Consider the following 11,296-nt stretch of genomic DNA (forward strand, 5'->3'; position numbering starts at 1 on the left):
AATCCTCGGCAGGAGGTCGAATCTTGCCGAGCATAGATGCCCTCGCCGATCGTCTGTCGACCTACCTGGGTCCCGACCAGGTCAACCTGGTCCGCCGGGCCTATTTCTACGCCGAGCAGGCCCACGACGGCCAGCGCCGCCGCAGCGGCGAGGCGTACGTCACGCATCCGCTGGCCGTCGCCAGCATCCTCGCCGACATGCACATGGACCATCAGAGTCTGATGGCAGCCATGCTGCACGACGTGATCGAAGACACCGGCATCGCCAAGGAAGCCCTCAGTTCGCAGTTCGGCGAGACCGTCGCCGAGCTGGTCGATGGCGTCAGCAAGCTGACTCAGATGAACTTCGAGACCAAGGCCGAGGCCCAGGCGGAAAACTTCCAGAAGATGGCCATGGCCATGGCCCGCGATATCCGCGTGATCCTGGTCAAGCTGGCCGACCGCCTGCACAACATGCGTACCCTTGAGGTGCTGTCCGGCGAGAAACGCCGGCGCATCGCCAAGGAAACCCTGGAAATCTACGCCCCCATCGCCAATCGCCTCGGCATGCACAGCGTGCGCATCGAGTTCGAGGACCTGGGCTTCAAGGCGATGTACCCGATGCGCTCGGCGCGCATCTACCAGGCAGTCAAGCGCGCCCGCGGCAACCGCAAGGAAATCGTCAACAAGATCGAAGAGTCGCTGAGCCATTGCCTGGCCGTCGACGGCATCGAGGGCGAGGTCAGCGGGCGGCAGAAGCACATCTACGGCATCTACAAGAAGATGCGCGGCAAGCGCCGCGCCTTCAACGAGATCATGGATGTCTACGCGTTCCGCATCATCGTCGACAAGGTCGACACCTGCTACCGCGTGCTCGGCGCCGTACACAACCTGTACAAGCCGCTGCCCGGTCGCTTCAAGGACTACATCGCGATTCCCAAGGCCAACGGCTACCAGTCGTTGCACACCACGCTGTTCGGCATGCACGGCGTGCCCATCGAGATCCAGATCCGCACGCGCGAGATGGAAGAGATGGCCAACAACGGCATTGCCGCGCACTGGCTGTACAAGTCGAGCGACGACGAGCAGCCCAAGGGCACCCATGCCCGCGCGCGGCAGTGGGTCAAGGGCGTGCTGGAACTGCAGCAACGTGCGGGCAACTCCCTCGAATTCATCGAGAGCGTGAAGATCGACCTGTTCCCGGACGAGGTCTACGTGTTCACGCCCAAGGGCCGCATCATGGAGCTGCCAAAGGGCTCCACTGCGGTCGACTTCGCCTACGCGGTGCACACCGACGTCGGCAACAGCTGCATCGCCTGCCGTATCAACCGCCGCCTGGCGCCGCTGTCGGAACCGCTGCAAAGCGGCTCCACCGTCGAGATCGTCAGCGCCCCGGGCGCCCGGCCCAACCCGGCCTGGCTCAACTTCGTGGTCACCGGCAAGGCGCGCACGCACATCCGTCACGCCCTCAAGCTGCAGCGTCGCTCCGAGTCGATCAACCTCGGCGAACGCCTGCTGAACAAGGTGCTCAACGGCTTCGACAGCGCCCTCGACAAGATCCCGCCGGAGCGCATCCAGGCCATGCTCGGCGAGTACCGCCTGGAGCTGATCGAGGACCTGCTGGAAGACATCGGCCTGGGCAACCGCATGGCCTACGTGGTGGCGCGACGCCTGCTGTCCACCGAGGGAGAGCAGTTGCCGAACCCGGAGGGTCCGCTGGCCATCCGCGGTACCGAAGGCCTGGTGCTGAGCTACGCCAAGTGCTGCACGCCGATCCCGGGCGACCCGATCGTCGGTCACCTGTCGGCGGGCAAGGGCATGGTGGTGCACCTGGAAAGCTGCCGCAACATCAGCGAGATTCGCCACAACCCGGAAAAATGCATCCAGCTGTCCTGGGCCAAGGACGTCACCGGCGAATTCAACGTGGAGCTGCGCGTCGAGCTGGAGCACCAGCGCGGCCTGATCGCCCTGCTCGCCAGCAGCGTCAACGCTGCCGATGGCAATATCGAGAAAATCAGCATGGATGAGCGCGATGGTCGCATCAGCGTCGTCCAGTTGGTGGTCAGCGTGCACGACCGCGTGCACCTGGCCCGCGTGATCAAGAAACTGCGCGCGCTGACGGGCGTCATCCGAATCACCCGCATGCGCGCGTAGCCCTTCCCTTGCAAGGAGTCACCATGACCAAGACCGTCATCAACAGCGACAAGGCACCTGCCGCCATCGGCACCTACTCCCAGGCGATCAAGGCCGGCAACACCGTGTACATGTCGGGCCAGATCCCACTCGATCCGAAAACCATGGAACTGGTCGAAGGCTTCGAGGCCCAGACCGTCCAGGTCTTCGAGAACCTGAAGGCCGTGGCCGAGGCCGCTGGCGGTTCGTTCAAGGACATCGTCAAGCTGAACATCTTCCTGACCGACCTGGGCCACTTCGCCAAGGTCAACGAAGTCATGGGCCGTTACTTCGAACAGCCGTACCCGGCGCGCGCGGCCATCGGTGTCGCCGCCCTGCCACGCGGCTCGCAGGTCGAGATGGACGCGATCCTGGTTCTCGAGTGATACCCCTGCGGCGAGCCGTCCGGCTCGCCGCGCTTTTTTCCTGAAGGACCCCGTCATGCGCCACGCGCTTGCCCTTTCGCTGGTTGCCGCACTGCTCGGCGGCTGTGCCAGCCACAAACCCGAAGACTACAACGGCATCTGGATCAACCAGGCCGCGATCGATGCTGCCTCCAAGGGCACCGGCCTGCGCTACGCGCTGGAGCGCAACGGTCCGAACTTCGAGTGGAAGGTCAACGTTGCTGCGAACCAGGCCAGCTACAGCAATGGCTTCGAGTTGGTCGAGGGGCGCCTGAAGGCGGTCGACGACAACCACTGGCAGGTGGAACTGGACGGCGACCAGGTGGAAAACCTCACGCTGGACGGCAAGGAACTGGTCCAGGCCACCAGTGAGTGGGCCCCGGAGCAGCACTTCCAGCGCAGCACCAACGTGATCGACCCCGACATTCCGCCAGGCGCCACCTTCGAGAAGGCCCTCTACGGTGCCTACATGAAAGGCGACTGGCGTGTTCTGGAAGGTCCAGGCCAGGGCGGCACCGTGCGCTTCCGCGACAACGGCAGCCTCGACGGCCTGCCCAACCTCGACCGCTATGCCCTGTGCCTTTCGGGCGACTGCGCGACCATGACCGGCAAGTACGACAGCCTCTGGCTGGAGCGCAACCAGCAGGGCAACCCGTGGATCTTCAAGCGCGATGGCAAGCAACTGGAGATCTTCCAGGCCATCAACGAAGCGCAGCCGGACGAGATGCCGGAACTGCGGCCGGGTGCACGGCGCTGGTTGCTGGAGCGCAAGTAGACCCGCCCCAGCAACCTCGCGACCAGCTAGCCTCGGCCCTCCAGAATCGCCGCATAGCCTTCGCGATAGCTGGGATAAGCCGGCGCCCAGCCTAGCGCCCGGGCCCGTGCATTGCTGCAGCGCTTGCTACCGGTACGCCGCACCCGCTGCTGTTCCGACCACTCGGTAACCCCCATGTACTCGCGTAACCAGGCCACCACTTCGGCCAGTGGTGCGGGTGCGTCGTCCACACCGATATAGCAATCGTCCAGCGGCGTCCCGGCATGATCCGCACGTAGCAGGAACGCCAGCAGGCCCGCCGCGTCCTCGGCATGGATGCGATTGCCGTACAGCGGCGGCTCCTCGGCGACCCGATAGCCTTGGCGTACCTGGCTCAACAGCCATTCACGCCCCGGCCCGTAGATCCCGGTAAGCCGCACCACGCTGGCCGGGATGCCGCTGTCCAGCGCCAGCCGCTCGGCCTCCAGCATCACCCGTCCGGAATACTCCTGCGGCGCGGTCTCTGCGGTTTCATCGATCCATTCGCCACCCTGCTGGGCGAAAACACTGCTGCTGGAGACGAACAGCAACCGGCGCGGCTTCTGCCCACGCTCGGCCAGCCAGGCCAGCACATTGCGCAATCCCTCGACATAGGCCGAGCGATAACCGGCCTCGTCATGCTGGCTCGCGGCCACGCAATAGACCAGGTAATCCGGGCTGGCGCTCGGCCAGCCGGCCGGCACCTGGCGCTGCTCCAGATCGGCGGCAATGGCGACAACACCCTCCGGCAACGCCCCGACATTGCGCCGCAAGCCACTCACCGACCAGTCGTCCGCCAGCATTTGCCTGGCCAGACGACCACCTACATCGCCACAACCGACGACCAGAACTGAAGGGGTAGACATGCTGAAACTCCCGTAACGATTGACCCGCACTATCCCGCCAAAATCGATAGGCGGCTAGCGACCACTGTAAAAAAAGCTACTTTATTACTTCTGCTAACAAGAATTACTTGCAATAATGGCCACCCTTTTTTTGTTCTCGGCCTGTTTCGAGGCCCTGAAGACCATCCACCCATTCATCTTCATCAGGTCCGGCCAGCATGACACGTATCCAACCTTCCGCTTCGCCAACCACGTCGCGCTCCCTGCGCGCCATCGCCGCGCTGATGTTCAGCCTGATGCTGACGCCAGTCGCCATGGCCGACGAGCCGACCGCCGCCCAGGCAGCCCCTGCTGCTGCCGCTGCGCCAGCCACTCCGGCAGCGGAAGGTGCCGCTCCGGTCGCGCCGGGTGCCGAACATGCCGCAACTGCTCCGGTCGACCCGGCCGCCGCTCCGGTGGAAGGCGCGGCCGACCAGCCGCTGAATGCGGACGGCGAGCCTCTGGCCGAAGACACCACCCTGGGCATGGGCCACGACCTGTCGCCATGGGGCATGTACCAGAACGCCGACGTGGTGGTGAAGGCGGTCATGATCGGCCTGGCCATCGCCTCGATCATCACCTGGACCATCTGGATCGCCAAAGGCTTCGAGCTGCTGGGTGCCAAGCGCCGCCTGCGCCGCGAGATCGAAGTGCTGAAGAAGTCCGCCACCCTCAAGGACGCGTCGGAGAAAACCGACCAGCCGGGCACCCTGGCGCATGTCCTGGTGCATGACGCCCTGGAAGAAATGCACCTGTCGGCCAACGCCCGCGAGAAGGAAGGCATCAAGGAGCGCGTGAGCTTCCGCCTGGAGCGCCTGGTTGCCGCCAGCGGCCGCAACATGTCCAGCGGCACCGGCGTACTCGCCACCATCGGTTCCACCGCGCCGTTCGTCGGTCTGTTCGGTACCGTGTGGGGCATCATGAACAGCTTCATCGGCATCGCCAAGACCCAGACCACCAACCTCGCTGTGGTCGCCCCGGGTATCGCCGAAGCCCTGCTGGCCACCGCCCTGGGCCTGGTTGCAGCCATCCCGGCCGTGGTCATCTACAACGTCTTCGCCCGCTCCATCGCCGGCTACAAGGCGCAGGTGTCCGACGCTTCGGCGCAGGTCCTGCTGCTGGTCAGCCGTGACCTGGACCACCAGCCAGGCGAGCGTTCCGCTCAGCCGCACATGGTGAAAGTGGGGTAAGCCATGGGCCTGCATCTTAACGAGGGTGGCGACGATCTCGCCGAGAACCACGAAATCAACGTAACGCCGTTCATCGACGTGATGCTGGTGCTGCTGATCATCTTCATGGTCGCGGCACCGCTGGCGACGGTCGACATCAAGGTCGACCTGCCTGCCTCGACGGCGAAACCCGCACCGAGGCCGGAGAAACCGGTATTCCTCAGCGTCAAGGCCGACCAGAAGCTGTACCTGGGCGAAGACCTGGTCCAGCAGCAGGACCAGCTCGGCGCGATGCTGGATGCCAAGACCAAGGGCGACAAGGAAACCACGATCTTCTTCCAGGCCGACAAGGGCGTGGACTACGGCGATCTGATGGAAGTCATGAACATTCTGCGCGCCGCCGGCTATCTCAAGGTCGGCCTGGTCGGGCTTGAGACGGCAGCGAAGAAATGATCGAGACCCGGTACAAGCTGGGGCGTTACGGCGGTAGCCTGTTACTCGTACTGGCAGTGCATGCCATTGCCATCGTGCTGACCTTGAACTGGTCGACACCACAGGCTATCGAATTGCCGCCCGCGGCCATGATGATCGAGATGGCGCCGCTGCCGGAACCGGCACCGCCGCCACCGCCCAAGGTGGTGACCCCGCCACAGCCGCCCGCACCTGTGGAAGAACCGCCGCTGCCGAAGCTGGTCGAGGCACCGAAACCGAAAATCGCCATTCCGAAACCTGCCAAGCCGAAGGCCAAGCCACAACCGCCGAAGCCCGAGCAGAAGGAAGAACCGAAGGAAAAACCGGTCGAGCAGGAAGTCGCCGACACCCCGCCGAGCACCGCTCCGGCGCAGAAATCGGCAGCCCCGGCACCGAGCATCGCGACCAACAGCAACGCCCTGCCGACCTGGCAAAGCGACCTGCTGCGTCACCTGGGCAAGTTCAAGCGCTACCCGGAAGACGCCCGTCGTCGCGGCCTGCAAGGTATCAACCGCCTGCGTTTCGTGGTCGATGCCGAAGGCAAGGTCCTCTCCTACTCGCTGGCCGGTGGTTCGGGCAGCGCCGCGCTGGACCGCGCGACACTGGAGATGATCCGCAAGGCCCAGCCGGTGCCGCCACCACCGAAGGAGCTGCTGAACAACGGCAGCATCGAAGTGGTTGCGCCGTTCGTCTACTCGCTGGACAAGCGCTGAGCCCCGCAACTGAAAGCCGGCCGCTGATGCGGCCGGCTTTTTTTCGGCCAAGATCGTCGTTTCTGTCGCACTGACCCAAGTCTGATAAGGTGCGTCTATCGGTTGCAGCCGCTATGCTGGGGCCGCTACTTCATGGACGCATGCTATGACCCTCACAGAACTACGCTACATCGTCACTCTTGCCCAGGAACAGCACTTCGGCCATGCCGCCGAACGCTGCCATGTCAGCCAGCCGACCCTGTCGGTGGGCGTGAAAAAGCTGGAGGACGAGCTGGGCGTACTGATCTTCGAGCGCAGCAAGAGCGCGGTGCGCCTGACCCCGGTCGGCGAAAGCATCGTCGCCCAGGCGCAGAAGGTCCTCGAGCAGGCCCAGGGTATTCGCGAACTGGCCCAGGCCGGCAAGAACCAGCTGACCGCGCCGCTCAAGGTCGGGGCGATCTACACCGTCGGTCCCTACCTGTTCCCGCACCTGATTCCGCAGTTGCACCGGGTCGCCCCGCAGATGCCGTTGTACATCGAGGAAAACTTCACCCACGTGCTGCGTGACAAGCTGCGCAACGGGGAACTGGACGCAGTGATCATCGCCCTGCCGTTCAACGAAGCCGACGTGCTGACCCTGCCGCTGTACGACGAACCGTTCTACGTGCTGATGCCTAGTGGCCATCCGTGGACCCAGCAGGCGACCATCGACGCCAGCCTGCTCAACGACAAGAGCCTGCTGCTGCTCGGCGAGGGCCACTGCTTCCGCGACCAGGTCCTTGAAGCCTGCCCGACCCTGGGCAAGGGCAACGACGGGGCCAAGCACACCACGGTAGAGTCCAGTTCGCTGGAAACCATCCGGCACATGGTCGCCTCCGGCCTGGGCGTGTCGATCCTGCCGCTGTCGGCGGTGCACAGCCATCATTACGCACCCGGGGTGATCGAAGTCCGTCCGCTGAGCCCACCGGCGCCATTCCGCACCGTGGCCATCGCCTGGCGCGCAAGCTTCCCGCGGCCCAAGGCCATCGAGATCCTCGCCGATTCGATCCGCCTCTGCTCCGTGGCCAAGCCACTCACGGGCGAGTAGGTCGTTGTCATGACCGAGTTGTCCCATGTGTCGGTCACGGCACTGAAAGGCGTTGGCGAAGCCCTGGCCGAAAAGCTGGCCAAGGTCGGCCTGGAGAACCTGCAGGACGTGCTCTTCCACCTGCCGCTGCGCTACCAGGACCGCACCCGCGTGGTGCCCATCGGCGCCCTGCGTCCGGGCCAGGATGCGGTGATCGAAGGGGTGGTCAGCGGTGCCGACGTGGTCATGGGCAAGCGCCGCAGCCTGGTGGTGCGCCTGGGTGACGGCAGCGGCGTGCTCAGCCTGCGCTTCTACCACTTCAGCATGGCGCAGAAGGACGCGCTCAAGCGCGGCACCCATGTGCGCTGCTACGGCGAAGCCCGGCCCGGAGCTTCGGGCCTGGAGATCTACCATCCGGAATACCGCGTGCTCAACGGCAACGAGCCGCCACCTCCGGTAGACCAGACCCTGACGCCGATCTACCCGACCACCGAGGGCCTGACCCAGCAGCGCCTGCGCCAGCTGAGCCAGCAGACCCTGGCGCTGCTCGGCCCGCGCAGCCTGCCGGATTGGCTGCCGGACGAGCTGGCCCGTGACTATCACCTTGGTCCGCTGGACGAGGCGATCCGCTACCTGCACCAGCCGCCGGCGGATGCCGACGTCGACGAACTTGCCGAGGGCCAGCACTGGGCCCAGCATCGCCTGGCCTTCGAAGAACTGCTGACCCACCAGCTCTCGCAGCAACGCCTGCGGGAAAGCCTACGGGCCCTGCGCGCGCCGGTATTGCCGAAGGCCAGCCGCTTGCCCAGGCAGTTCCTCGCCAACCTGGGCTTCCCGCCGACCGGCGCGCAGCAAAGGGTCGGCAACGAGATCGCCTACGACCTGAGCCAGCAGGAACCCATGCTGCGCCTGGTCCAGGGTGACGTTGGCGCCGGCAAGACCGTGGTCGCCGCCCTCGCCGCGCTGCAGGCCCTGGAGGCCGGTTACCAGGTGGCGCTGATGGCGCCTACCGAGATCCTCGCCGAACAGCACTTCATCACCTTCAAGCGCTGGCTGGAGCCACTGGGCATCGAAGTCGCCTGGCTCGCCGGCAAGCTCAAGGGCAAGGCCCGCGTCGCGGCGCTGGAGCAGATCGCCACGGGTACGCCGATGGTGGTTGGCACTCACGCGCTGTTCCAGGAAGAAGTGAAGTTTCACAACCTGGCCCTGGCGATCATCGACGAACAGCACCGCTTTGGCGTGCAGCAGCGCCTGGCCCTGCGCCAGAAGGGTGTCGGCGGCCAGTTCTGCCCGCACCAGTTGATCATGACCGCCACGCCGATCCCGCGGACCTTGGCGATGAGCGCCTACGCCGACCTCGACACCTCGATCCTCGACGAACTGCCGCCAGGACGTACCCCGGTCAATACCGTGCTGGTGGCCGACAGTCGCCGCTTCGAGGTGGTCGAGCGGGTCCGCGCCGCCTGCGCCGAGGGGCGCCAGGCGTATTGGGTGTGCACCCTGATCGAAGAATCCGAAGAACTGACCTGCCAGGCCGCCGAGACCACGTTCGAGGAGCTTTCCAGCGCCCTTGGCGAGCTGCGCGTCGGCCTGATCCACGGTCGCATGAAGCCCGCGGAAAAAGCCGCGGTGATGGCTGAATTCAAGGAAGGTCGCCTGCAATTGCTGGTGGCGACCACGGTGATCGAGGTCGGCGTCGACGTGCCCAACGCCAGCCTGATGATCATCGAGAACCCCGAGCGCCTGGGCCTGGCCCAGTTGCACCAGTTGCGCGGCCGGGTCGGGCGCGGCAGCGCAGTGAGTCACTGCGTGCTGCTGTACCACCCGCCACTGTCGCAGATCGGTCGTGAACGCCTGGGGATCATGCGCGAGACCAATGACGGTTTCGTCATCGCCGAAAAGGACCTGGAGCTGCGCGGCCCCGGGGAAATGCTCGGCACCCGCCAGACCGGCCTGCTGCAGTTCAAGGTCGCCGACCTGATGCGCGACGCCGACCTGCTGCCTGCCGTGCGCGACGCGGCCCAGGCCCTGCTGGCGCGCTGGCCCGATCACGTCAGCCCGCTACTGGAACGCTGGCTGCGTCATGGCCAGCAATACGGCCAAGTGTGACGTCTTCGGCGGAATTGGATCCAGCCTGCCGGTCAGGCTGGTTATACTCTTGCCACTGTAAAGAATTTGGATACAGACCATGATTGAAGTTGCCCTCGATACCGCAACCCCACAGGTTCCGTCTGTTATCCGGCTGCTGCTCGACAAGCTGGGTGTCGCCTACCGCGAAGTGGCCGATCACCCGCAGTTGCCGCCTGAAACCCGCATCCAGGCCGTCCTGCTGGACGACTCGGTGGGTGCCTTGATGGTGCTGTTCCCGCAGAACCAGTTGCTCGACCTCAGCCGCCTGACCGAACTGACCGGGCGCACGCTGGCCGCCGTGCCACTGGAGCGTCTGCAGCACATGCTCGACAAGCACGGGCTGAAGATCCTCCCGGGCATTCCGGCACTGACCAGCTCGCCCTGCCTGTACGAAGAAAGCGTGCTCAAGCCGCCGGCCCTGCTGGTGCACTCGGGTGAAGCCGGGCTGCTGCTGGAAATCGAGCGCGACGACTTCCGCAAGATGCTCAGCAAGGCCAGCGCCGGCAAGTTCGGCGAGCTGCTGAGCCAGATCCACCCCAACCTCGACCGCCCGGCGGACGACCGCGAGGAAATCACCCAGGCGGTCCAGGCCTTCACCGCACGACGCATCCAGCAGCGCCTGGAGTCGACCATCGAGATTCCGCCGCTGGCCGAGACCGCGCAGAAGATCATCAAGCTGCGGGTCGATCCCAACGCCACCATCGACGACATCACCGGCGTGGTGGAAACCGACCCGGCGCTGGCGGCCCAGGTGGTGAGCTGGGCGGCATCGCCCTACTACGCCTCGCCGGGCAAGATCCGCTCGGTGGAAGACGCCATCGTCCGCGTGCTGGGTTTCGACCTGGTGATCAACCTGGCGCTGGGCCTGGCCCTGGGCAAGACCCTGAGCCTGCCGAAGGACCATCCGCAACACACCACGCCGTACTGGCAGCAATCGATCTACACCGCCGCGGTGATCGAAGGGCTGACGCGCGCCATGCCGCGGGCCGAACGTCCGGAAGCCGGCCTGACCTACCTGGCGGGGCTGCTGCACAACTTCGGCTACCTGCTGCTGGCCCACGTGTTCCCGCCGCATTTCTCGCTGATCTGCCGCCACCTGGAGGTCAACCCGCACGTCTGCCACAGCTATGTCGAGCAGCATCTGCTGGGCATCAGCCGCGAGCAGATCGGCGCCTGGCTGATGCGCTTCTGGGACATGCCGGACGAACTGGCCACTGCGCTGCGCTTCCAGAATGACCCTTACTATGCCCGCGACCATTCGCCGTTCGCCAACCTGGTGTGCCTGTCGGTGCGCCTGTTGCGTGCCCGCGGCATCGGCTCGGGGCCGGACGAGGCCATCCCGGACGAATTGCTGGAGCGCCTGAACATCAGCCGCGAAAAGGCCGAGGACGTGGTGAACAAGGTGCTGGAAGCGGAAGTGATGCTGCGCGAACTGGCTTCGCAGTTCAGCCAGCACTGAAAAACGACGCGGACCTTGTGGGAGCGGGTTCACCCGCGATTACGGTGGTGAGTTCACCACTGCAATCGCGGGTGAACC

The 11,296-nt window shown here is 65.2% G+C and carries 10 protein-coding genes; 9 read left to right on the plus strand and 1 reads right to left on the minus strand.

Annotation, left to right across the window (positions count from 1 at the left end):
- Nucleotides 1-23 precede the first annotated feature (23 nt).
- The 3 genes from spoT to V0R59_RS06160 are packed head-to-tail and all read left to right on the plus strand — an operon-like array spanning nt 24 to nt 3,329.
- Entirely contained in the window at nt 24-2,132 is a 2,109-nt protein-coding gene (spoT, locus tag V0R59_RS06150; protein ID WP_330072808.1) for a bifunctional GTP diphosphokinase/guanosine-3',5'-bis pyrophosphate 3'-pyrophosphohydrolase, read from the plus strand.
- A gap of 23 nt (nt 2,133-2,155) precedes the next feature.
- Nucleotides 2,156-2,536, plus strand: coding sequence for a RidA family protein (locus tag V0R59_RS06155; RefSeq protein ID WP_330072809.1), 381 nt, complete (start codon nt 2,156-2,158; stop codon nt 2,534-2,536).
- 55 nt (nt 2,537-2,591) lie between these two features.
- Nucleotides 2,592-3,329, plus strand: a complete 738-nt coding sequence (locus V0R59_RS06160) for a hypothetical protein (protein ID WP_330072810.1) — start codon at nt 2,592-2,594, stop codon at nt 3,327-3,329.
- Between the two features lie 26 nt (nt 3,330-3,355).
- On the opposite strand, the gene V0R59_RS06165 is transcribed toward V0R59_RS06160, so the two are convergent.
- Nucleotides 3,356-4,213, minus strand: a complete 858-nt coding sequence (locus tag V0R59_RS06165) for an NAD-dependent epimerase/dehydratase family protein (RefSeq protein ID WP_330072811.1) — start codon at nt 4,211-4,213, stop codon at nt 3,356-3,358.
- A 197-nt stretch (nt 4,214-4,410) separates the two neighbouring features.
- Here V0R59_RS06165 and exbB point away from each other — a divergent pair, with 197 nt between their 5' ends.
- From exbB to V0R59_RS06195, 6 genes are all read left to right on the plus strand, one after another.
- Entirely contained in the window at nt 4,411-5,421 is a 1,011-nt protein-coding gene (gene exbB, locus V0R59_RS06170) for a tonB-system energizer ExbB (RefSeq protein ID WP_330072812.1), read from the plus strand.
- A gap of 3 nt (nt 5,422-5,424) precedes the next feature.
- Entirely contained in the window at nt 5,425-5,853 is a 429-nt protein-coding gene (gene exbD, locus V0R59_RS06175) for a TonB system transport protein ExbD (RefSeq protein WP_330072813.1), read from the plus strand.
- Nucleotides 5,850-6,584, plus strand: coding sequence for an energy transducer TonB (locus V0R59_RS06180; RefSeq protein WP_330072814.1), 735 nt, complete (start codon nt 5,850-5,852; stop codon nt 6,582-6,584). The genes exbD and V0R59_RS06180 overlap by 4 nt, the downstream gene beginning before the upstream one ends.
- Nucleotides 6,585-6,729: 145 nt before the next feature.
- Nucleotides 6,730-7,650 carry a hydrogen peroxide-inducible genes activator gene (locus tag V0R59_RS06185; RefSeq protein WP_330072815.1) on the plus strand — a complete coding sequence of 307 codons (921 nt, stop codon included), beginning with the start codon at nt 6,730-6,732 and terminating at the stop codon, nt 7,648-7,650.
- A 9-nt stretch (nt 7,651-7,659) separates the two neighbouring features.
- Nucleotides 7,660-9,738: an ATP-dependent DNA helicase RecG gene (gene recG, locus V0R59_RS06190; RefSeq protein ID WP_330072816.1), complete on the plus strand. Its 2,079-nt coding sequence runs from the start codon at nt 7,660-7,662 to the stop codon at nt 9,736-9,738.
- Between the two features lie 79 nt (nt 9,739-9,817).
- Nucleotides 9,818-11,218, plus strand: coding sequence for an aminoacyl-tRNA deacylase and HDOD domain-containing protein (locus V0R59_RS06195; RefSeq protein WP_330072817.1), 1,401 nt, complete (start codon nt 9,818-9,820; stop codon nt 11,216-11,218).
- The last annotated feature ends 78 nt before the right edge of the window (nt 11,219-11,296 follow it).

Source organism: Pseudomonas ulcerans, from assembly GCF_036324125.1.
Classification (GTDB): domain Bacteria; phylum Pseudomonadota; class Gammaproteobacteria; order Pseudomonadales; family Pseudomonadaceae; genus Aquipseudomonas; species Aquipseudomonas ulcerans.

Bases quoted from the DNA above. Each gene is read 5' to 3' on its own strand.
- V0R59_RS06155 (WP_330072809.1), top strand. From the start codon at position 2,156: ATGACCAAGACCGTCATCAACAGCGACAAGGCACCTGCCGCCATCGGC.
- V0R59_RS06160 (WP_330072810.1), top strand. From the start codon at position 2,592: ATGCGCCACGCGCTTGCCCTTTCGCTGGTTGCCGCACTGCTCGGCGGC.
- V0R59_RS06165 (WP_330072811.1), bottom strand. From the start codon at position 4,213: ATGTCTACCCCTTCAGTTCTGGTCGTCGGTTGTGGCGATGTAGGTGGT.
- exbB (WP_330072812.1), top strand. From the start codon at position 4,411: ATGACACGTATCCAACCTTCCGCTTCGCCAACCACGTCGCGCTCCCTG.
- exbD (WP_330072813.1), top strand. From the start codon at position 5,425: ATGGGCCTGCATCTTAACGAGGGTGGCGACGATCTCGCCGAGAACCAC.
- V0R59_RS06180 (WP_330072814.1), top strand. From the start codon at position 5,850: ATGATCGAGACCCGGTACAAGCTGGGGCGTTACGGCGGTAGCCTGTTA.
- V0R59_RS06185 (WP_330072815.1), top strand. From the start codon at position 6,730: ATGACCCTCACAGAACTACGCTACATCGTCACTCTTGCCCAGGAACAG.
- recG (WP_330072816.1), top strand. From the start codon at position 7,660: ATGACCGAGTTGTCCCATGTGTCGGTCACGGCACTGAAAGGCGTTGGC.
- V0R59_RS06195 (WP_330072817.1), top strand. From the start codon at position 9,818: ATGATTGAAGTTGCCCTCGATACCGCAACCCCACAGGTTCCGTCTGTT.